Source organism: Bacillus sp. EKM501B (genome assembly GCF_011800505.1).
GTDB classification, from domain to species: Bacteria; Bacillota; Bacilli; order Bacillales; family Bacillaceae_G; genus Bacillus_A; species Bacillus_A cereus.
In genome coordinates this window covers 134218-156282 of the sequence record NZ_JAALFZ010000004.1, presented here as the reverse complement: position 1 = coordinate 156282, position 22065 = coordinate 134218, and the positions used below count along the sequence as shown (strand labels likewise).

Here is a 22065-nt window from a genome sequence, read left to right as displayed (position 1 = left end):
CCTCTTATTTGTAAGAAACGTATACATCTTTTAATAATTCTTCATCGTCTGGGTATGGACTATTTTCACTAAATTCAATGGATCTTTGTACTGCATCATCTACTGCTTTTTCCATATCAACAAGTTCAGATTCCGTTAATAAACCTTCATGAATTAAATGCTTACGGAAATTCACAATCGCATCTTTTTCATTTAAATGTTCTTCTTTTTCTTCTGATGTTTTATATGTTTGCGCTTCACCTTCAAAATGACCGTAATTACGATATGTCATACATTCAATAATTGTTGGACCATCACCATTACGCGCACGTTCCACTGCTTCTGCAGCAGCTTTATATACAGCTAGAAGATCTTTTCCATCTACTTGAACGCCTGGAATATTATAAGCTTTTGCACGATCCGCAATAGAATCACAACTTGAAGCATATTCAAATGTAGTTGCTTCACCGTAACCGTTATTTTCTGCAATAAAAATAACTGGTAACTTCCAAATCGCCGCTAAATTAACCCCTTCATGGAATGTTCCTTCATTATTTGCTCCGTCACCGAAGAAACAAACACTTACATCTTTTGTTCCTTTATATTTAGCTGTCAATGCTGAACCGCAAGCAAGTGGGAAACCCCCGCCTACAATGCCATTAGCACCAAGCATTCCTTTATCTAAATCCGCAATATGCATGGAACCGCCTTTACCTTTACATAATCCTGTCGCTTTCCCGAAAAGTTCAGCCATCATACCATTTAAATCACAACCTTTTGCGATACAATGTCCATGACCTCTATGTGTACTTGTAATACTGTCACTATCCGTTAAGTGGGCACATACACCAACTGCTACCGCTTCTTCACCTGCGTATAAATGAACGAAACCTGGCAAAACGCCTTGCGCGAACAATTCATGTACCTTATCTTCAAACTTACGAATCTCTAACATTTTTTCATACATCCAACGAGCTTGTTCTTTCGTAATTTCATTCCCTTTACTTTCAGTTGTTTTTAACATGTCCAGCCCTCCTATTTTCTTGATCATCTTTTATATTGCAAGTACCGTGCCAAATTCTAATCCTTGATTTAATAGGTTTTCTCTTTTCTTTCATAATAAAAAAGTGGACAAAATGAGACATCTGTCTCGTTTTGTCCACTTTTGTTCACCTAATTTGAGAACTATTATCTTATTCATTATCAAAGCTCTGCTGTAATTTTCGGATGTAAATAATTTGGCCAATATGATATGCATTATGAGTTGTTACATTCGCTAACACTTCCCACCACTTTGCAGAAACAGGAAATCCTACTACATCACTTTCAACCTTTTCTTCATTTATAAGATTTTGCCATTGTAACAGTTTTTCTAGTAGTTTTTCCCGTAATTCATCGAAAGTTTGATTATCTGAAAGCATAAAACTTTTGTTATTATCTCCTATAGAGGGTACTGCATTAACATTTGATTCTTTATACCTAGTTTGCCACGTAGAGTTCCAATACAGTAAATGTTGTACGATTTCAGCTATACTATTACTCTCTTCATTCGGTTTCCAGAAAGCTTCCCTCTCAGATAAATCCTTAACTGCATCTGAAAATGGCATATACCAACTGGGATCATTTGCATTTGCTAATAACTGATCTGCTAATACATCTTTCACATGGACCATTTTTCTTCCCTCCTGTTAAAAAGATTCATTTCATGACAATACTCACTTCTCTAAATACGCTGAGTTTGTAAGATTTCCTCTTTTTAAGCATAATCCCATACATATGCACATAAAGAAACCGAAAGCACCTAATACATAAGCTAATGCATAACCACTTCTCCCAATAACCCAGCCCGCAATTCCAGGTCCAATCATTTGCCCAACTGCATAGAAAACAGATATAAAACTAATTGCCATTGAGACATATTTCGGAGATACTTGCTTTGAAGCTGCAACTTGAATTAATAATAGTATACCTCCGAGGCTAGAACCCCAAATAATTGCCGACACGATAAAACCAGTTATATTTCCAAATATAATTGGAGCCATATCACCTATAATAGCTAATAAAAGCGCACTACATAAACTCTTCTTTATACCAATTCGATCCGAAATAAATCCCCAGACAGATGCTCCTACGATTGAAAAGATGCCAGCAATTGCATAAACAGTCCCCGAAATTGATGCTGAGATACCACTATCAATCATAAAACTAGTTTGATATAAATTTGGAATTAAATATACAACACCAACAATAAAATACATCCATGCAATGATATATAGTTCTTTCGTTATCCATAAAAACGATTTATTACTCATTTTTTGCTCATCTTCAGTAACTTCTGGATTTTTCAAAACAACTGAAGCGGCAAATACAATGATACATGTAATAACTCCAAACAAAAACCATGCACCACGCCAACTATACTCAGGAAATGTGCGCACTACATAAGGAACAATTATTCCACTAAATAGCATACCTATACCTGCACCGCTTAATAACAATCCCATTACAGTTCCTCTTTTGTCTGGAAACCACCCTACCGTTATTGACATGAGTGGTGTATATACAAGAGCACTACCAGCTCCAGCACATAGCATACAAAAAGCAACTATCCAAAATGAAGAAACAAACGCTAATCCCATTAAGCTTATAACGACGAACCAACTGCCTATTAATAAAACTGATTTTGCGCCAAAACGGATAGTAAATATTCCAGATGTTCCTACAGTTAATAAATAACCTAAAAAAAGTATGGTTCCTAGCATACCTGATTGAGCCGTAGATAAGTGAAGTCCTTCCTGCATAAATGGCAGTATAATTCCATATGCCATACGGGCGAAACCAGTTGTTGTTATAATAAGAAAGATTCCTATTAATACAAATATCCAAAAATGACTTTCATTCCGCTCTTTCATTTAAATTCCTCCATAAAAAATTATTTCCAATTGGATGTTGATTGTAATTATAATGATTATGACAAAATACAACTACCAAATGGTGGAGGAGTTTACGGTATAACGGATTTTTAATACATACGCAAAATTTCAGAAGGTTTCATTCCATATTTCTTTTTAAATGACTCTGAAAAATGACTAATATTATTGTATCCAACAGCAACTGCCGTTTCGGTCACATTACTAGTTCCCGAACGCAATAAAAGCATTGCTCTTTCCATTCGCTGTTCTCTTAAATATGCAAATGTGGACGTGCCAAATAATTCTTTAAAACCAATTTTTAATTTATAATCATTTAATCCTACTATTTTAGCCAATTCTAATAATGATGGGGGTGACTCCATTCTTTGAAGTAAAATTTCTTCAGCTTGTTTTATTTTATTTAAATCCTTTTTGGATAATTGGCTCCTTTTATTTGCATCACGATCATTCAGTAATACTTTCCCAAAGTATATAGAAAGCAATTCGAGCGCTTTACTTTCTATTTCGAGTTGATTAATACGATCCTTTTGGGGATTCTCTAACATTCTCTTAATAATATTAGATGTTAGGGCATCAATGGGGGTTTGAAACTTTGTAAAAGATTGATTTCCTATTATAGTATGAAAATCATGACTTTTTTCAATAGCACAATTTAGCATGAAATGATTAAACAACTGTACAGGAATTCCAATTGCTAATGAATATAGTGGAGTTTCTTTTTCATATTCAAATAGAACTTCAAAGTCATTCATAAAATATAAATAGCTATTCCCAGCCATTAATTTATTTGTAGAGTAACCAACTTGTACTTCCCCGGATCCTTGTAAACAAAAATTAAGTTCCACCATTGCTGCATCCGATGCAAATTGAATGCGATGGTTTTTATGAAACTGGTAATTTGATAGCACTATTTCCATTCCAGAAAACGAGCTCCACCTTCGCACTTCACCCATACCTATTGTTTTTGGCACATACATATATCTTTCTTCTACAACTTGTAACCCATGAAAATATTTACTAAAAATATCATGAAAACTGTTAGTCTTCATGAAATCCACACTCCTTTTATATACAAATTACAATCAATTGATAATTATTTTCAATTATAACAAATATCTTTATACAACAAATAGCTTTTACCTTTATATCTCGTTATGATAAAAGAAAAAGAAAGCGAGCCGACAATGAATAAAAAAATTGCAATTATTACTGGGGCTTCAAGTGGATTCGGCCTATTAGCAACGCTTGAACTTGCGAAAAAAGACTATTTAGTCATTGCTACAATGCGAAACCTAGAAAAACAAGGAACCTTACTATCTCAAGTTACTGAACACAACTTACAGCAAAATATAAAAGTTCAACAATTAGATGTAACAGATCAAAATTCTATACATAACTTTCAATTATATATAAAAGAAATAAACAGAGTAGACCTACTTATTAATAACGCAGGATATGCAAATGGGGGCTTTGTAGAAGAAATTCCAGTAGAGGAATACCGCAAACAATTTGAAACGAACCTATTTGGGGCTATATCAATTACTCAGCTTGTCTTACCGTATATGAGAAAACAAAGAAGTGGAAAAATCATTAATATTAGCAGCATTAGCGGCCAAGTTGGATTCCCTGGTTTATCTCCTTATGTATCTTCAAAATATGCATTAGAAGGCTGGAGTGAATCACTTCGCTTAGAAGTAAAACCTTTCGGAATAGATGTTGCTTTAATTGAACCAGGTTCTTATAACACAAACATATGGGAGGTTGGGAAACAACTCGCTGAAAACCAATCTGATACAACATCTCCTTACAAAGAGTATATGGATAAAATACAAAAACATATTAATAGCGGCAGTGATACATTTGGTAATCCGATAGATGTTGCTAATAAAATTGTAGAAATTGCTGAATCTAAGCGTACAAATTTACGATATCCAATCGGTAAAGGTGTGAAATTTATGATCTTTGCGAAGAAGATTCTTCCTTGGAGATTGTGGGAACACCTTGTTTTGAGAAGCTTTAAGAAAATGTAATAAACTTTTTGAAAACTATTTTGAAAGGGATGCTAATTAAATGTTAGGTTTACCGTATGGGAAAGTGTTTTTAGTGCCGTGGACTGAAGAATGGGAAATTGAGTTTATGAAAGAGAAACAACTCATTGAGGAACAAATTGGCGAACATATTTTAGCGATACACCATATTGGTAGTACTTCTATTCCATATTTAAGTGCAAAGCCAATTATTGATATAGCAATTGAATTAGAAAATTATACGGACGGTATACATTGTATTAAAAAGTTAGAACTACTAAACTATAAATATAGAAAAGAAGTATTACCCGAAAGATACTATTTTAATAAAGGTGAACCAAGAACTCATCAAATTCATATGTATGAACAAGGGAATACATATTTAATAGAACAATTACAATTTCGTGATTACTTAATAGACAATAAAACTGCACGCATGCAGTATGAACAGTTAAAGATTCAACTTTCACAAGCTAATCCTACTGATAAACATAAGTATGCAGAGGATAAAACTAATTTCATTACATCTATATTAACTAAAATAAATGCTTAAATAAACAAGAAACCATTTAGTAGTAAATGGTTTCTTGTTTATTAGTTATTTCATTATTTGTACTATCAAATTTTTATTATACAGCAGGTGGAAAGAAGTACAATAGTATCGAAGTCATAAAAATAAACGTGAATACCCCAATTACCGAAAATATATATTCTTTCGACTCTCTATCATACTTCCATTCCATCAATGCTCTTAAGATTAACGTCCCACCTAAATAAGTAAAAATGACATAAGCAATATTAATACTTTCAAATTTAAAGATAAACATAAAGCTAGTTATTAAATAAATAAAAAGTAGTCCTATTTCCAATTTTTTATGTAAAATATTTACATGTTTTTTATATCCCCAAAAACCACCCTTGGGCATATTCAATTTTTTTCTTAAAAACTTATCGAGAAAATAGGCAGCTATACAAAAAACAATAGTTATAATCCAAAAAGTAGAACCTCCCATTTTCACCCCTCCTATTATTTCATTTAATTACTTGAAATAAATTGGACTATATTACGGTTATCCCCTTCTAAATAACTTATGATGCCTTCAGGATATGTCGGCTTCTCCTGTAATTCCTCTAGACTTTTCCAAATTAATATAATATCCTCATGCTCTTTATGCCTTATTTCATTTGTAATGATTTTTTCAACAGTCCCCCAATGTATCAATGTACAATGATGACCTTTTTCGTTGTCCCACTCAAAAATGTGTTCATTTACAATTGCTAACTCTTGAACATCAACTTTCAAATCGTATTCTTCTATTAACTCTCGAATTATTGCTTCTTTTGACGTTTCACCAAATTCAATAGAGCCACCTGGAAAACGATAAAATGATTCATTTTCATCGCATTGTACAAGTACTTTAGAATGATCTTCATTTAAAATCATTGCTTCAGCACGTAATTTAGGATTTTTCATTTTGTCTCCCCATTCATTCCACATATGATTAAATCCAATAGGTATAAAAGAAAAAATTAAGAATAATTCCTGTTATTACTAATAGCGGAACCGTTCCTAAAGAAATGACATATTCCCTCGATTCTTTATCAAATTTCCACTCCATAAATGATTGAAAGCAGTATAAGTTATTAAAAATAAAATGGGTAAATTACTAATATAAACGGGATTTAAAGTAGCACATATCATCGTAAAAATTATATAAGAAATAATAAGAGCCCTAGTGCCCCATTTATGAAAGTTGTTTACATATTTACTATTCCAGTCTGTTTGTTTCGGTATATTTAGTTTTTTCCTCACTACTTTTTCAAAAACAACTAAGGATATAATCCATACTATTAATAAAATTCCTTTAACCCAAAACAGTGATGTTTCCTCCTTTACCTTTTCTCCGGCTGATCACTCGGATACGTAGCATTCCTTTTATTTTCTACGTCCCAACTAATAATTGTCGCACTATCACGTCCCAACTGATGATGCACGTGTTCTAAAACATTGTGAATATTTTCTTTAAGTGTTTTATCATTTCTGTTCATAGCATTATACAAATTTACAGGTATTTCATATCGGCGTTCCCCGCATTCTAATACTCCATCTGTCACCATTACAATTCGGTTCTTTCCAGTACGTAATTCACGAATACCTGATGAATAGCAAGGAACAGGTAAATCAAATGTGTTTACATTTCCAATCCATTCGTAAAAATGACGTTGATTTAATGCATATTGTCCTAACTTATGTAACTCTTCATGAAATACATACACTAAACAATCACCGATAGAAAGCCACCATATATAATTTTCTTTCCTTACACATAGTAAGCAAGCTGTTTCACCTTTAATTTTTTTGCACTTTTCCTTAAATGAAGATGCCTGAAAAATTGTCAGTATATGATTTTCAACAGATTGAAACACTGTATTAATTGGTTCATTCAAAATTACTTTTATATTTTCATATTCTTTTTCGATTGTATTTACTACTAAATCAACACTTTCTGCACTATTATGTCCATCTAATATAGCTGCAAATTCCCATTCGCCATTTGACCAAACTAATGCACCATCTTCATTCTTTTTCGCTCCAGCACTTATATTCCCACCATATTTACCAAGTACAATATCACCATATTGTTTAACTGAAATTTCTCCTAAACACATTTCTATATTTCCAACCCATGAATATTGTGTATTATTTTTTGTATGCATACTCATTTACCATATACTTTCGTATTCTTTCACATAGTTTTTTTATTTTCTCTTCGTCACCATATGGTGCGCCAGTCCATTTCGCTATCTCGGTTGGTGACCAAAACTCTTTTGGTGTATTCGGATAACGCGGAATAATGTGCATATGCATATGTGGTACACCATTTCCTGAAACAAAAGTGTAAATATGCTCTGCACCTTCTCTTTCTTTTAGCGCTTTACTTACTCTACTTGTTATAAGTCCGAACGCTTTCGCTTCTTCATCTGTTAGTTCAGCAAGGCCAGGTACATGTCTTTTTATATCTATCATTACATAACCCAGGTATGTTTCTTCACTATCCCAGTGGACATGTCCAACGTAAACGAGTTCATCTTCGTAAATAGCTCCACCTGGAACTATAATATTTCCTATATGTTTTTTGCAAATGAAACAGTTTTGTTCTATTTGATTGTTTGTTGACATATCCATCACCTTCCTTTTCATATATAATATCACAAAAAAAGGAAAAACAGGTTTCGTATTCCGAATTTTCATTCTTTTGATATAACAATTTTTGAAATGAATTTACATCTCATTATTTCTTCAAAAACGCAATCACAATTATAATCCCAATTACAATTCCTATTACTAAATTATTTGTAAAGTGCCCTTGAAATACACCAATTACAACCCCTATACCGACACCTATTGCCAAAGCATCATTTCTTTTTTTATTTTTAGCCAAAATCACATCTCCTCCCACCATTTCTCCCTAAATAACATACATTTACTTAAATGTATTAATATACGCACTATCTCGCTTAAATATTTCCAAAAAATGTACTGTAACTTCACATATAATATTTTCCATTTTCTGTACATACTCCTTTTATATTGGAAAATTTTCAAGTAACTATTAATTATACATAGGCATTTACTATAAGAAAGCTTCGTAATTTATTGAAGGAGGAACGATTCAAATGTATCCTCATTGGAATCCAAATATAAATCAACAGTATGTTTATTCCCCTCATCCCGCAAGGAATACATTGCATCATGATTCACAATATATGATGCAGCGTATTGCAAGTCTTGAAAATCAATTAACTAAATTAATCTCATTAATCGAGGAAAATAATCAATTAATTAAATCAATGGAACAACAAAAAAACCAAGTTTGTGCACCAGCTGGAGGTTCTGTTATCGTTCGTATGTGATCTGGATGCAATAAAAAACACACTTTGTATTATAAAAGTGTGTTTTTTATTCATTATTTTCTTTTCGTATGGAGCCCTTGTGTAATTCGATCTAATATAATTGCGATTACTACGATAGCTAATCCAGCTTCAAATCCCATTCCGATATTAACTTGTGTTACAGAGCGATATACATCAACTCCAAGTCCTGGAGCTCCTACAAGTGATGCTGTTACAACCATCGATAACGAAAGCATAATGCTTTGGTTCACACCAGCCATAATCGTTCCGGTTGCAAGTGGTAATTGTACTTTAAATAGTTTTTGTGATGCCGTGGATCCAAACGCATTCGCTGCTTCAATTAAATCTTCTGGAACTTGTCTAATTCCTAAGTCAGTAAAACGAATTGTCGGTGGCATTGCAAAGATTACTGATGCAATAATTCCAGGTACTACACCTACTCCGAAAAATGTAATCGCTGGAATAAGGTATACGAATGCAGGCATTGTTTGCATAAAATCTAATGTTGGTTTTAAAAATTTTGAGAAACGTTCATTTTGAGATGCTAATATACCAATTGGAATTCCGACAATAATTGAAATAATAACAGACGTAAGTACGAGTGCCAATGTTTGCATCGTTTGTGCCCAGTAGTTAATATTCAAAATAAATAATAATCCAATAAGCGTAAAAATGACTAAAGATAATTTCCTCGTTGTGTACCAAATGAGGAAACATAAGATAATAATCATCAATATGGCGGGTATTATTGTTAAAAAATTAGTGAGTAAATCAACAAATCCGCCAATAATATAAGAGAATCCTCGGAATAAGCCTTCAAAGTGCTCATATAAACTTGCAACAAATGAGTCGACCCATTCCCCTAATGGAATCCGCGGTATACTATTCATCGTCTTTCACCTCTTCCTCAATGTTTCCTGCAAGAGCTTGAATGACACTTTCACGTTTAATAATTCCTCTTAGCCTTTTCTTCTCATCGATTACTGGTAACGGATATTTCATCTCTGCCATTTTTGCATATGTCTCTTCCAGTAAAGTATCCAAATACACATGCGGAATATCATTAAGTAATAAATCAGCAATCGGCCACTGTTTTTGTACTGCTTTACTCGCATCATCCGCAGTTAATATACCTAAAAACTCATACTTTTTGTTTACAACATATACAGTTGAAACACCTGCATTCCTCATAATTTGAAGGGCTACACGAGGTCCACGATCAATTAATAAAGTTTCTGGTCGTTTTAAAATAGACTCCGCCGTAATTACTTTTCCTAAATTCACATCCGCAACAAACTTTTCTACAAATTCATTAGCGGGGCTCATCATAATTTCTTCTGGTGTTCCAATTTGGACGATTTCTCCATCTTTCATTAATGCGATACGATCTCCAATTCGAAGCGCTTCGTCTAAATCATGCGTAATAAATATAATCGTTTTTTCCATTTTATCTTGTAACTCTAACAATTCATCTTGCATTTCTTTTCGAATAAGTGGATCTAATGCACTGAATGACTCGTCCATTAGTAATACATCTGGATTATTCGTTAGTGCCCTTGCAATTCCAACGCGCTGTTGCATACCACCACTAAGTTGACTTGGGTAATTATCTTTATGATGATCGAGTCCTACTAACTGTAGCGATTCTAACGCTTTTTTCTCTCGCTCTTCAACCGGAACTCCTTGTATTTCTAAACCATATGCAACATTTTGTATAACTGTACGATGCGGAAATAGAGCGAATTTCTGAAATACCATACTCATTTTCGTTCTTCTTACTCTCCGTAACTCTTCTTTTCCCATCGTTGCGATGTCTTCACCATCTATGTATATATGACCTGCAGTTGGTTTAATCAATTGATTTAACATACGAACTAGCGTAGATTTCCCGCTACCAGACAAACCCATAATAACGAAAATCTCTCCAGAGTAAACTTCAAACGTTGCTTTTTTCACCCCAACGTTCATTCCTGTCTCTTTTAAAATTTCCGATTTACTTTTTCCTTCTTTTAATAAGGAAAGGGCCCTTTGCGGATGTTTCCCGAATACTTTTGTTACGTTTTCAACACGCACCTTTGTATTATCCATGTCACTACTCCTTTTCTACCCATCTATTCACATAGTGTTGCGATTTTACCAAGAAATATTACATAAAAATGACATTCATAAGATTTCTTTAAAATTCTCGTTTCCGTTCATAATAAGAATGCTTACTTATACATTTATTTTATAAGGCAAACGTTACTTAGGAGGTTTTCGATGCGAAAGAAAATTTGGTTTATATGCCTTGCATTATTTATTACTATGATTTTCACTTCATGTAATGCAACAAATGCAAATTCGAAAGGAAAAATTAAACTTGGTGTAACAAGTTGGAAAGAAAATATTGCAACCGCAAACATGTGGAAAGTTTTATTAGAAGAAAAAGGCTACAAAGTTGAGCTCATGTATTTAGAAAAAGCCGCAATTTGGACTGGTGTCGCTCGTGGTGATGTTGATGCGAATTTAGAAGTATGGCTACCAGTTACAGATAAACCGCTAAACGATCGTTATAAAGATGATATTGTCTTAAAATCAAAATGGTACGAAGGTACTGGACTAGGTTTAGTCGTCCCTTCTTATATGAAAAACATAAACAGTATCGAAGATTTAAATGCTCATAAAGATGAACTAGAGAATAAAATTGTCGGTATCGAACCCGGTAGTAGTCTTATGAATTTAACGAATAAAGCAATGAAAGAATATGATATAAAACTAAAACTTGTCCAATCCTCTGAAGCTGCGATGATGAGTGAACTAAAGAAAGCATATACGAAAAAGAAACCAATCGCTGTTACGCTTTGGAATCCGCATTGGGGCTTTTCAGAATTTGACTTAAAATATTTAAAAGACCCTAAGAAAGTATATGGTGAAAAAGATGACATTTATTACTCTGTTCGTAAAGGTTTCGAAAAAGACCATCCGGATATCATAAAATACTTTGACAAATGGAAGATGAACGATGAACAGCTTGGTACATTAATGGTCGAGTTAAATAAAACGAAAGATCCCGAAGAAGCGGCGCGAAAATGGATTAAGAAGAATCAAGCGCTAGTTGATGAATGGATAAAAGATTAATAAAAATAGGCTAGAGGGTTAGCATATCCTCTAGCCTGTTTTTAACTTATTTTTTCGTAACAACGTTATCTACAATCCCATATGCCTTCGCTTCTTCTGCAGTCATAAAATAATCTCTTTCTGTATCATGTGCTACTCTTTCAATCGGTTGCCCCGTTTTTTCTGCAATCATTTTATTAATATCATGCTTTAACTTTAATATTCTTTTCGCAGTTATTTCAATTTCTGTTGCTTGCCCTTGTGCACCACCAAGCGGCTGATGAATCATAATTTCACTGTTAGGGAGAGCAAACCGTTTTCCTTTTGCTCCTGATAATAATAACAATGCACCGAATGATGCCGCAAAGCCCATGCATAGCGTTTGCACATCTGGTTTAATTAAATTCATCGTATCTAATATTGCAAAACCTGCTGTCGTTGAACCGCCAGGGCTATTGATGTATAAGAATATATCTTTTTCTGCATCTTCTGCTTCTAAAAATAATAATTGCGCTACGACACTACTCGCTACTTGATCATTAATTTCTGAGCCGATAATAATAATGCGGTCTTTTAATAACCTTGAATATATATCATAGGAACGTTCTCCTAATTTTGTTTGTTCTACTACATATGGAATTGCATTCATTTTAAATCCCTCCAATACTTGTTATGCTGCGTAAAGCATATAACTGTAGGAAGAAGGGTTTTTCACATTAAATAATAAGACTGGCTGTTTAGATGGTAATTTAGTAAAATCTATTGTCGGAAGAAGCTTCGTTAATAATTCTGGTCTTTCCTCACGAATAGATGTTACAACAACTTCAATATCCTCTGTGAATTCGACTATCTCAATCCCTTCTTCACTTACAGTTTTCAGCCTATTTCTACTCCGAAATAAAGAAGCTTTCACTGCACCTTCTGATACAGAACACACTTTAGCAATATCAGCGATACTATATTGAAAAACATCTTTTAATAATAAAATTGCGGATTGCTGTACATTTAATGAAGACAATACTTTCCCTACCATTTCATGCAAATCTGCAATGTTCTCATGTGGTTCTTCAAAAGTGATTTGTCCTCTTATTTTTTCATGAACAGACTTAGACTTCATCTGATCTAACCAACGATTTCTTGCTATTTTATAGACGAGTGTCATACAAATATCTTTATTTCTATATTTTCGAAGCACTTTACACACTGTTTCTTGGGCGAGATCTTCCCCATCCCATTTGTTTTTCGTTAAAAAAGTACAGTATCTTTTTAACTCTCCATATTGTTCAATTAAAAAGTTTATATTTGAATGATTCATATCGATATGATTCTTTAAAACATGAGTTACTTTTGTGCACAAAATAACCACTCCTTTTCAGCGCTTACTTAATAAACGATTCAACATTAAAAAAAGTTACGGGGATATAAAAAAATAATGTTTATGTTCAATAATTCGCGGTCATAAATATGTTATGTACAATTTTACGTGAGGAGGAACAAATTTGCCAAAATTAACAATTGAAGGTGCGGGAACTTTTGATGTGAAAGAAGGAACAAAGTTAGTATTAGCAATTGAAGATAGCGGTGTCAACATTCTTCATCGTTGCGGCGGGAATGCACGTTGTACAACTTGTAGAGTAGAAATACTAGCAGGTGATTTCTGTGAAGCGAGTGCGAATGAGAAACATGCAATGACGGAAAAAGGAATTGAAGATCATTTACGATTATCTTGTCAAATGCGTGTACATAAAGATATAGTCGTTCGTCCGGTACTTACAGTTGAAAATTCAGGTCTTGATGCTGGGCCACGCCCGGCGGAGTAAAGTGATGAATTTAAAACAGCTCGCTGGCGAATATGCTGCTAACTTTGTAAATGATGGCATGAAAATTGGGCTTGGTACAGGTTCTACTGTATATTGGACAATACAAAAATTAGGTGAACGTGTAAAAGAAGGATTATCATTTCAAGCTGTACCAACATCAAAGGAAACTGAAGCATTAGCACAGCAACTAAATATCCCCCTAATTTCGTTAAACGACGTACAAAGCCTTGATCTTACAATTGATGGAGCGGATGAAATTGATTCAAATTTACAACTTATAAAAGGCGGTGGTGGTGCATTACTTCGTGAAAAAATCGTTGCCTCTTCCTCTAAAGAACTAATTATCATTGCTGATGAATCGAAATTTGTAACACATTTAGGTAATTTTCCATTACCTGTTGAAATCATCCCTTTTTCATGGAAACAAACCGAAAATAAAATTCAGTCTTTAGGGTGTCAAACCACATTACGTTTGAAAAATGATGAAACTTATATAACCGATAACAATAACCTGATTATCGATTGTATATTCCCTAATCATATTTCTAATCCTGCCCATTTACACACCCAATTAAAAATGATTACTGGTGTAGTTGAAACAGGGTTGTTTATAAGTATGACGAGTACAGCAATTATTGGTACTAAAAATGGGATAAAGAAATTGTAATAAAAGCTAACTTTTTAAAGTTGGCTTTTTAGTATGTTCTTCTTCTCTTAATAGTGCTTTATTATGATATACTAGGAAAACGCAAACTGATTACACTAGAAAGGACTGAACATTTTGCAATCCAAACTTATAACAGAACTTGCTGATTTAGAAACTGCCTTTCATATTCGAAAAGAAGTATTTGTAAAAGAACAAGGTGTCCCTCTTGCAGATGAATTCGATACATTCGATGAAATCGGAGAGCAATGTAAACATATTTTAGTTTATTATCATGAACTTCCTGTAGGCACAGGTCGTATACGATTTGTTGATGGTGTCGGAAAATTAGAACGTATTTGTATTTTAAAAGATTATCGTACATACGGATTAGGTAAAGTCATCATTCAAACGTTAGAAGAACTTGCTCGTAACGAACAAGTTACGAAAGTGAAACTACACGGTCAAACACAAGCTGAAGGATTTTATAAAAAATTAGACTATGAAACTTCTTCTGATATATTTATGGAAGATGGCATTCCGCACATACTTATGACGAAAATGTTATCATAATAAAAAGGGTAGTATATGAATCTTATGTATTCATACACTACCCTTTTTTATTAATAGAAAAGTGAATTCTCAAGATTACCTTTTGCATCAAAGCCCATCATCTCTTAGTTCATACCTAAGTAAAGCTTACACTGTTTTCCATAATGATAATGCATAAATCCAGTTTGGATCACCATTTCCTTGATAACTCTGGACTGCTTCATATACTTTTCCTTCGTGTAAAACTCTATCTCCCTTTTTATATGCTTTTTTTGCATCCCACGCTTCATATGAAGCGCTTTCGGTTTTTGTAGTAATTGTGAATATATCACTCTGTACGGATTCATTTCCAGCTACATCAACAGCTTTCACTACATATTTATAAGTAGTATTAGCGAGCAGATTTTTATCCAAATAAGAAGTTGTATTGGATGTTGCAATCTTTTTCATTGATCCTTCTGTTTCTCTATAAATATCATAATGGTCTACACCAATATTATCGTCAGATGGACTCCACATTAAATCCACACTTGACGCTGTCGTTCCCATACTATGTAATCCTTTTGGTTGTGTTGGTGCTTCTGTATCAGGAGTCTCAACTGTCGTTTTTACTGTAAGCGCTGTACTTTCTGTCGATACATTGCCAGCTGCGTCAATTGCTTTTACAGTATAAGAGTATTCTGTACTTGGTTGTAACTTCTTATCAATAAAATGAGTCCCTGGTACTGTATCAATCATCTCTCCGTTACGGAAGATTTGATATCCTTTTACCCCTACATTATCCGTAGAAGCGTTCCATGTTAGTTCTACACTATTCGCTGTTACTTTTTGCGTCTGAAGTCCATTTGGAATACTTGGTGCTTCTATGTCTGGTTTCACATCATTAATAAGATTAACATCAATTACATTATAGAATGCATTTGCTGTATCAGCTACATCCCATACTGCTAAAATCACATGATATCCACTACGATCAGTAGGTACATTGATTTTATGAGTTAAATTATTTGAAGCTGCAGAACCATCATGTTGTACAGTTCCAATTGGTTCGAAATCTGCTCTTGTTAGCGCTTTATTTGGATTCCATCCTTTTTTAGTAATATAGTAATGCCACTTACTCGTTAAGTGAGGCGCAGTATACTTCCAAGTAAATGTATTTTCCCCACCAGTGATTGTATTTTTAAACCAACGATTTGCTGTTTGTTGATCTAAAATACCACCAAATTTTCCGCCTGCTGAAGCAATTTGTCCATCTACTGGACCACCTTGTGGGAACCCTTTTGGAGCTTCTAAACTTTGTGGTTCATACATAACACTTCCACAGTTTACATTTAGCGCACCATAAGTTGGACTACATAAAGCGGATCGGCTACCGGGCTTTTCAACAAAACCGTGCGCATAAGCATTTTGAGGAATAAGTGTCGTACTAATAATTCCAGCTGTTAATGCTACAACTCCTAAACTTTTTTTGTTCATTTTCATATTTTGTAGTTGTTTTAAAAATCGATTATTCATGTTCATGTCCCCTTCTTGTTATACTTTGTAGTGGAATGTGGGCTTTGATGTAAAAGAATAACAAGAGACAAACTTGTACCGATGTATGTGTTAATTATGCATACACCGCAGTGAAAATATATTTTTTCCTTGTGAAATATTTCACTTTATGAATATATCATGACATAGAACTCGCCTAAGCATGTGCAGAAGTTGTGCAGAAACAGTGAAATTATTACTAACATATAAAACCACATCCTGAAATCATAAATTAAAACTTTAATTAGTTGGGGTTTTACGGTCGGTTAATACGGGATAAAATAAAAGTGTGCAGCAGAAATTGTAGACTTAGTTCTCAAAATTCACATTTAGTATTTTCATTTTTTCCATTTAAACAATTCTTCTCTTCCTACAACAGAAAAGTGTCTATATCATTTAATATAGACACTTTTTTCATGTATAACTTTATATTTATTACTGACCTACAAATGTAAAAATTTCATCAACAGCTTCCTTATATCCACCCGATGTTCGGAATGATTCCTTCAAATTCAAAGCAGCCTCTTTATATGAAGGGTTATTTAAAATTAACTCCACACTTTCACGCAATTTCTCCACGGTTAATTCATTCATATGTAATTGAACTCCTGCTCCAAGACTCTCCACTTGCTTTGCAATTGCTGGCTGATCTGCACTTTGCGGTATTACAACGAGCGGAACCCCGTTATATAATCCTTCATGCGTACTGTTCATCCCGCCGTGTGTAATAAATAGTTTCGTATAAGTAAGCAGTTCGGTTTGAGGCACATAGTTTTTCACAATGAAGTTTTTAGGGATTTCGCCTAGATCACTTATTTTTGTTTTATTACCAATAGACATAACAATTGTATGCTCACTATTCTCAAAGGCCTTCATACACAGTTTATAAAAGTCAATCGCTTCATTAAAAACAGTACCTAATGAAATATAAATCGGACTTTTTTCTTCAATTGAAGTAAAATCAACGTCTCTGTTTTTCATTTGTGCAGAGATAGATGGTCCTACAAATTTATATGTTTCATCAAACGTATCACCAAAAGGCTGAAACTCCTTAATTGTATACACAATAGTAAGAGGTGCAGGATTACAGAAAACTTCATACGATGATTTTATTTCAACACCATATTTTTCAGCAATTCCCTTCGTTAAGTTTTGAAAATCATTCTGTATTTTATCATGAATTTCTACTGGGATATTTTTTGACAGATGACCTAACATTTGCTCAAAAGATTTTTCATCCTGCGCAAAAGATGTGCATGAATTTATGGCTGGAAGTTTAAGAATTTGAGCAATTAAATGGCCACAACCAAACATAGAATCATGAATCATGTAATCAAAATGTTCACCTTCAATTTGTTCTAGAACGCTAGATATTACAATATCCGCTGTATGTAGAAGGCCGTTTATTCTTTCCTGTAAATAATTTCTGCCTCCAGATAGAAACGCTTTTATAAATTTTTGATCATCAATCGTTCGTACAGTAGCACCTGTCTTCTCAATCCGATCCCTGAAAGCTTCTATTGAAAAATAAACGACCTCTTCACCACGAGAAATCAATTCTTCTACAACTTGTAAAGTTGGATTTATATGTCCTTCTGATCCAGCGTTAATAAATAAAACACGCGCCATAATAAACACTCCTTACGTTAAATCGTTTCTATGTTGGCAAGAGTACGGATTTTCTCCATACTCTTTTCTTAGTTGTTCGTAGCATGTTCCTACTAAATTGACCTAGCGAGTCTAAAACCGAGATCATCTATATGAAATGTAGGATGGCTTCGACGACGACAAGTAGCGCCGCACCCTCTCGCTGTTTCAGCCCAACTACCACCACGAAAAATGCGATATGATCCGTACACTGTTTCATCATACAAATCATAACACCATTCCCAAACGTTCCCTAGCATATCATAAAGTCCCCATGCATTCGGTTCTTTTTGGCCAACGTCATGAATCTCTCCATTTGAATTTTCATTATACCACGCTATATCATGAAGTTTCCCGTATGTATATCCGGTTGTACTTGCTTTACATGCATATTGCCACTCTGCCTCACATGGTAATCGGTAGCCATTTGAATCTAAATTACATTTCACAATTTGACCACCATCACTAATAGAATAATATTCTTTTAATCCCGCTTTTTTTGAAAGTACATTACAAAACGCAATGGCATCGTTCCATGAAATATTGACAACTGGTTTATGATTTTTATCAAAATTATTTAATGGACTATTTGTAATAGCATCATATAGTTCCATTGTTACAGCATACTTCGCAAGAAGAAATGGTTGAATTTGCACTAGCCATTCTTTTTTTATTCGATCATCTCTTAATACTACCTCTCCAGCTGGAATATTTACCATTAATGAATCGATTGTTTGAATTAAATCATTAGTCATTTTCTATTCCTCCAAACGTTCATTTTATATGAATTTATAGTCATATACTCATTACAAAATACAATTTTCAAAAAGCGTTAAATTTTTCATAATAAAAAACGATTAGTTTAATTAAACTAATCGGTAAGATCCAAAAAGAATTGTTGTGTCACATTGTATTATTATATGTGCTCTAAAAATTTCCGAACCTCATTTGGAGATTTTAAAACAATAACCTTTTTCTCTTCGGACAATTGCTCTAACCCTTTTAAAATTGTAGGTCGTTTAGCATTAGGATATTTCCATATCCATTTAAAAAATTGCAAATCAAATCTTTCTTCACATCCCGCGCCCATATCTGGTCTTGTTTTATTCCGGTATTTTACAATTCTTTTAAACGCACGATAAATACAAATTGTTCTATGAATATCAAGGAAGATAATTGTATCAGCTGCATTCAGTCTGATATCCATCGTCCCGCCATAATTCCCATCAATAATCCACTTCTCATCTTTAATTAAGTTATTTTGAACTGCTATTTGTTCTTCTCTCGGAACACCTTCCCAATTCGGTTTCCAAAATAATGCATCAAGATGATGCACCTTAATATTTAATTTATTTCCTAACTGCCTTGCTAATGTAGATTTTCCTGAACCACCAGAACCAATTAATATTATTTTTTTCATACCTTTACGATACATTCTATAACTTCTTCAATAGCTTCCTTATTAGCAAAAATCCAGAAGAACATTTCTTCATTTAACTTTAATAAATCTGGTAACTGGACAAAATAAGCAATAAAGATAATTTGAATTGAAAGCATAACATACCAAATAGCTTTTAGTTCTTCTTTCGTTAAATCATTTTGTTTATAATAACCTTCAAAGACTTTGCTAACGATATGTAACCATTTCCCTCTTAATCTTTCATTACTAAATAGCTCGCTTAATACACTTGTACAGCAATAACATAAATCAAATATTTTTACATTATTTTCTAAAATCTCAAAATCTATAAACCCTTCCAGTTTATCATCTTTAAAGATTACATTTGATAGATGCATATCACGATGAATAATTTGTCTCGGTAATGAATGGACCGTTTCCTTGAAAGCTGCGTGCATTCGCTCCATCTTTTGAATTACCTCTCGATGAACATACTCATTCTTTTCTAAAATCGGTATAGCCCATTCAAATACCATCTTATATAAATCTCTTTTTATTAACTCATGGTCACTATTCACCGAATGTAATGCTTTGTGCAGATTAGCTATTTCTTCTCCAATTGTACTTGCTAGCCTTTCCAGCTTATTCGTATCTTTTATTTCTAAAACACTTCCGGCAACATACTCATATAAGCAATAATATTTTTCTTTATATAATACATATTGTTCATCATTTTCTGTCTTTACTACTCTCTGTACTTTAATTCCCTTTTCATACAGTTGCTTCAAAACATCGAATTCAACTAGAAGTTGCTTTATCGATCCCGTTCTCTTTAAAATGTACTCTTTATTCTTGCATAAAACCTTCGCTACTTTTGGTTGCATTACAGTAGCTGTGACATGTTCATTTCGAAACCAAAGCTTTGCAATTTCCAGTGCTTGTTCCATTTACAAATACCCCTTTTACAATTCTTATTTCTTCCGAAAAATAACCTCACACAGTATTCCCACTCCAACACCAATTGTATAAGCCACTACATCACTCCACAAAAAACCGTATCCCAACACGAGTCCCCCCAAAGTCGTTGCACGAATGCTATCTATCCATTCCGCATGATACAATTGGCTCGCTTCAATCCCGTAGCAAAACATTAAACTAATAAAAGCCAACTTCTTCGTCTCTGTTTTAGGAAACAAAAATCCAAAGCCAGTGAAAATCATTAATGCCCATAATGCATCACCTAAATAATCATTTAATAGATGTGGTAGTGCAAAAGCAAACTTTCTTGAGCTAAGACCTAAAATAATAACAACTATAGTAAATAGTGCATATACTACTCTATTTCGTTTCGTATTCATTTTAAAGTCTCCTAATATGTAATGTAAAACTGTAAATAGCTAGTAAAACAAAGTTATTTTACTAGCTATTTATTGATTGCTTTTATGATAAGAAAATGTGGATTCATATTTAAATAATGATATGATTTTTCGCTTACTTCTTTCATTTTTTCAATTGCCTTCGGTTCCACTATCTCTTCTAATACAAAATAATTTGTAGTTTCATTTAGTATGTCTTGTAATGATCTTCTAAAAAACTTGACTTCAATAGTAATATTCGGTTTAACCCAAGTATCTATTAATAACTGTTTTTCAAAATAATTTTCACATGGAAACTTTGTGAAATCCATAAAAGGATGATGAATAGAATAAATAAGTTCTCCACCTGGCTTCAATACACGACGAAATTCTTGAAATACTTGATTCCAATTTTCTATATAATGAAGAGTTAATGAACTTACAATCACATCATACGTATTATCTTCAAATGGCAATGTTTCTTGCAGATCATGACAAAGGAACGTCGCTTCTTCTCCTATATTTTCTTTTGCTGCTTTTACCATTTCAGGACTTACATCAATTGCTGTAACATTTGCTCCTCTTCCTATGAATTGAGAAGTATACCATCCAGCTGCACATCCAGCATCTAATATCTTTTTTCCTTCTAGTTCCTTTGGAATAAGCTCCATCATCGCCGGTCTTTCATAATAACTGTTATATGGATTTGCGAAATCTAGATTTTCTTTATATGTACTCGCTAATTTATCATACGTATCTTTAATCGAATCTTTCATTACACACACTCCTAATACATATTAATCCATTAACTCCTGCTGCTTTTTCTTTGAAAATGATTGTAGTACTAAATCATACGACCAATCAATCATTTTATTAATTTGCTCCTGCTCTATACCCTTATGAATATAAACGGTATTCCAATGTTTTTTATTCATATGATACCCTGGAATAATTGTTTCTGGATAATCTTCTCTTATTCTTAATGCGACTTCTGGATCACACTTCAATGTAATCGCAGCCTTTTCACCTTCTTCATGATTTACTATCGCAAATATTTTATTATTAAGCCTCATACATGTTGCACTCCAGCCATCTGGAGAATCTTCTGTCGCTTTTCTTTTCGATAAACAGTACGCTCTTGTTGCATTCATTTTAATTGGCACCTC

The 22065-nt window shown here is 33.5% G+C and carries 28 protein-coding genes and 1 pseudogene; 7 read left to right on the top strand and 22 right to left on the bottom strand.

Going from position 1 to position 22065, the window contains the following annotated elements:
* Window positions 1-4: 4 nt before the first annotated feature.
* The 4 genes from acoA to HFD78_RS11755 all read right to left on the bottom strand — a co-directional run bounded on the left by acoA (window position 5) and on the right by HFD78_RS11755 (window position 3961).
* The gene (acoA, locus tag HFD78_RS11770; RefSeq protein ID WP_000921275.1) at window positions 5-1003 is read right to left on the bottom strand and encodes an acetoin:2,6-dichlorophenolindophenol oxidoreductase subunit alpha; all 999 of its coding nucleotides are present in this window, start codon (window positions 1001-1003) and stop codon (window positions 5-7) included.
* Window positions 1004-1172: 169 nt separating this feature from the next.
* Window positions 1173-1652 (bottom strand): DinB family protein, encoded by a 480-nt coding sequence (locus tag HFD78_RS11765; protein ID WP_000233797.1) that lies wholly within the window; start codon window positions 1650-1652, stop codon window positions 1173-1175.
* A gap of 42 nt (window positions 1653-1694) precedes the next feature.
* Window positions 1695-2891: an MFS transporter gene (locus tag HFD78_RS11760; protein ID WP_098204883.1), complete on the bottom strand. Its 1197-nt coding sequence runs from the start codon at window positions 2889-2891 to the stop codon at window positions 1695-1697.
* Between the two features lie 110 nt (window positions 2892-3001).
* On the bottom strand, window positions 3002-3961 hold the full coding sequence (locus HFD78_RS11755) for a helix-turn-helix transcriptional regulator (protein ID WP_000856360.1): 960 nt from the start codon (window positions 3959-3961) through the stop codon (window positions 3002-3004).
* 135 nt (window positions 3962-4096) lie between these two features.
* Here HFD78_RS11755 and HFD78_RS11750 point away from each other — a divergent pair, with 135 nt between their 5' ends.
* Together HFD78_RS11750 and HFD78_RS11745 are read left to right on the top strand one after the other, a co-directional pair.
* Window positions 4097-4942: an oxidoreductase gene (locus tag HFD78_RS11750; RefSeq protein WP_217993878.1), complete on the top strand. Its 846-nt coding sequence runs from the start codon at window positions 4097-4099 to the stop codon at window positions 4940-4942.
* A 40-nt stretch (window positions 4943-4982) separates the two neighbouring features.
* Complete coding sequence (locus HFD78_RS11745) at window positions 4983-5492, top strand: GrpB family protein (protein WP_000901213.1); 510 nt, start codon at window positions 4983-4985, stop codon at window positions 5490-5492.
* 76 nt (window positions 5493-5568) lie between these two features.
* Here HFD78_RS11745 and HFD78_RS11740 read toward each other — a convergent pair whose 3' ends face one another.
* The 6 genes and pseudogenes from HFD78_RS11740 to HFD78_RS11715 form a co-directional block, all read right to left on the bottom strand.
* Window positions 5569-5952 (bottom strand): DUF4181 domain-containing protein, encoded by a 384-nt coding sequence (locus tag HFD78_RS11740; protein WP_098219540.1) that lies wholly within the window; start codon window positions 5950-5952, stop codon window positions 5569-5571.
* A gap of 23 nt (window positions 5953-5975) precedes the next feature.
* Window positions 5976-6413, bottom strand: coding sequence for an NUDIX domain-containing protein (locus tag HFD78_RS11735; protein ID WP_000795350.1), 438 nt, complete (start codon window positions 6411-6413; stop codon window positions 5976-5978).
* 28 nt (window positions 6414-6441) lie between these two features.
* Window positions 6442-6752, bottom strand: a pseudogene (locus tag HFD78_RS11730) (DUF4181 domain-containing protein).
* An 80-nt stretch (window positions 6753-6832) separates the two neighbouring features.
* Window positions 6833-7657, bottom strand: coding sequence for a PP2C family serine/threonine-protein phosphatase (locus HFD78_RS11725; protein WP_116291446.1), 825 nt, complete (start codon window positions 7655-7657; stop codon window positions 6833-6835).
* Window positions 7641-8141 carry an HIT family protein gene (locus tag HFD78_RS11720; protein WP_114160728.1) on the bottom strand — a complete coding sequence of 167 codons (501 nt, stop codon included), beginning with the start codon at window positions 8139-8141 and terminating at the stop codon, window positions 7641-7643. The genes HFD78_RS11725 and HFD78_RS11720 overlap by 17 nt, the downstream gene beginning before the upstream one ends.
* Window positions 8142-8232: 91 nt before the next feature.
* Window positions 8233-8400 (bottom strand): glycine zipper domain-containing protein, encoded by a 168-nt coding sequence (locus HFD78_RS11715; protein WP_002196584.1) that lies wholly within the window; start codon window positions 8398-8400, stop codon window positions 8233-8235.
* A gap of 217 nt (window positions 8401-8617) precedes the next feature.
* On the opposite strand from HFD78_RS11715, the gene HFD78_RS11710 reads away from it, so the two are divergent.
* Window positions 8618-8854, top strand: coding sequence for a hypothetical protein (locus tag HFD78_RS11710; RefSeq protein WP_000283222.1), 237 nt, complete (start codon window positions 8618-8620; stop codon window positions 8852-8854).
* A gap of 53 nt (window positions 8855-8907) precedes the next feature.
* Here HFD78_RS11710 and HFD78_RS11705 read toward each other — a convergent pair whose 3' ends face one another.
* Together HFD78_RS11705 and HFD78_RS11700 are read right to left on the bottom strand one after the other, a co-directional pair.
* A complete protein-coding gene (locus tag HFD78_RS11705) occupies window positions 8908-9744 on the bottom strand; it encodes an ABC transporter permease (RefSeq protein ID WP_001084761.1) in 837 nt (278 codons plus the stop codon).
* Window positions 9737-10942, bottom strand: coding sequence for a quaternary amine ABC transporter ATP-binding protein (locus tag HFD78_RS11700; protein WP_000370606.1), 1206 nt, complete (start codon window positions 10940-10942; stop codon window positions 9737-9739). Before HFD78_RS11700 ends, HFD78_RS11705 begins: the two co-directional genes overlap by 8 nt.
* 171 nt (window positions 10943-11113) lie before the next feature.
* On the opposite strand from HFD78_RS11700, the gene HFD78_RS11695 reads away from it, so the two are divergent.
* Window positions 11114-11971, top strand: coding sequence for a glycine betaine ABC transporter substrate-binding protein (locus tag HFD78_RS11695; protein ID WP_001227619.1), 858 nt, complete (start codon window positions 11114-11116; stop codon window positions 11969-11971).
* 46 nt (window positions 11972-12017) lie between these two features.
* Here HFD78_RS11695 and clpP read toward each other — a convergent pair whose 3' ends face one another.
* Both clpP and HFD78_RS11685 read right to left on the bottom strand, forming a co-directional pair.
* On the bottom strand, window positions 12018-12599 hold the full coding sequence (gene clpP, locus HFD78_RS11690) for an ATP-dependent Clp endopeptidase proteolytic subunit ClpP (protein ID WP_000991611.1): 582 nt from the start codon (window positions 12597-12599) through the stop codon (window positions 12018-12020).
* A gap of 21 nt (window positions 12600-12620) precedes the next feature.
* Complete coding sequence (locus HFD78_RS11685; protein ID WP_000337520.1) at window positions 12621-13307, bottom strand: RNA polymerase subunit sigma-70; 687 nt, start codon at window positions 13305-13307, stop codon at window positions 12621-12623.
* A gap of 142 nt (window positions 13308-13449) precedes the next feature.
* Between HFD78_RS11685 and HFD78_RS11680 the strand changes: the two genes are divergently transcribed.
* From HFD78_RS11680 to HFD78_RS11670, 3 genes are all read left to right on the top strand, one after another.
* Window positions 13450-13770 (top strand): 2Fe-2S iron-sulfur cluster-binding protein, encoded by a 321-nt coding sequence (locus HFD78_RS11680; protein WP_001125388.1) that lies wholly within the window; start codon window positions 13450-13452, stop codon window positions 13768-13770.
* A gap of 4 nt (window positions 13771-13774) precedes the next feature.
* On the top strand, window positions 13775-14437 hold the full coding sequence (rpiA, locus tag HFD78_RS11675) for a ribose 5-phosphate isomerase A (RefSeq protein WP_001049986.1): 663 nt from the start codon (window positions 13775-13777) through the stop codon (window positions 14435-14437).
* A 114-nt stretch (window positions 14438-14551) separates the two neighbouring features.
* Window positions 14552-14986: a GNAT family N-acetyltransferase gene (locus HFD78_RS11670; RefSeq protein ID WP_001190864.1), complete on the top strand. Its 435-nt coding sequence runs from the start codon at window positions 14552-14554 to the stop codon at window positions 14984-14986.
* 126 nt (window positions 14987-15112) lie between these two features.
* Here HFD78_RS11670 and HFD78_RS11665 read toward each other — a convergent pair whose 3' ends face one another.
* The 8 genes from HFD78_RS11665 to HFD78_RS11630 form a co-directional block, all read right to left on the bottom strand.
* On the bottom strand, window positions 15113-16480 hold the full coding sequence (locus tag HFD78_RS11665) for a lytic polysaccharide monooxygenase (protein ID WP_001065164.1): 1368 nt from the start codon (window positions 16478-16480) through the stop codon (window positions 15113-15115).
* 453 nt (window positions 16481-16933) lie between these two features.
* Window positions 16934-18127, bottom strand: coding sequence for a macrolide family glycosyltransferase (locus HFD78_RS11660; RefSeq protein WP_000124885.1), 1194 nt, complete (start codon window positions 18125-18127; stop codon window positions 16934-16936).
* Between the two features lie 92 nt (window positions 18128-18219).
* Complete coding sequence (locus HFD78_RS11655; RefSeq protein ID WP_000180359.1) at window positions 18220-18900, bottom strand: formylglycine-generating enzyme family protein; 681 nt, start codon at window positions 18898-18900, stop codon at window positions 18220-18222.
* A 161-nt stretch (window positions 18901-19061) separates the two neighbouring features.
* Window positions 19062-19565, bottom strand: a complete 504-nt coding sequence (locus HFD78_RS11650; protein WP_000720552.1) for a DNA topology modulation protein — start codon at window positions 19563-19565, stop codon at window positions 19062-19064.
* Window positions 19562-20491, bottom strand: a complete 930-nt coding sequence (locus HFD78_RS11645) for a phosphotransferase enzyme family protein (protein ID WP_000434098.1) — start codon at window positions 20489-20491, stop codon at window positions 19562-19564. Before HFD78_RS11645 ends, HFD78_RS11650 begins: the two co-directional genes overlap by 4 nt.
* Window positions 20492-20515: 24 nt before the next feature.
* Window positions 20516-20902 (bottom strand): ribosomal maturation YjgA family protein, encoded by a 387-nt coding sequence (locus tag HFD78_RS11640; RefSeq protein WP_001093461.1) that lies wholly within the window; start codon window positions 20900-20902, stop codon window positions 20516-20518.
* A gap of 65 nt (window positions 20903-20967) precedes the next feature.
* Window positions 20968-21675 (bottom strand): class I SAM-dependent methyltransferase, encoded by a 708-nt coding sequence (locus HFD78_RS11635; protein ID WP_000655256.1) that lies wholly within the window; start codon window positions 21673-21675, stop codon window positions 20968-20970.
* 21 nt (window positions 21676-21696) lie between these two features.
* Window positions 21697-22050, bottom strand: a complete 354-nt coding sequence (locus tag HFD78_RS11630) for an MmcQ/YjbR family DNA-binding protein (RefSeq protein WP_000994622.1) — start codon at window positions 22048-22050, stop codon at window positions 21697-21699.
* Window positions 22051-22065 lie beyond the last annotated feature (15 nt).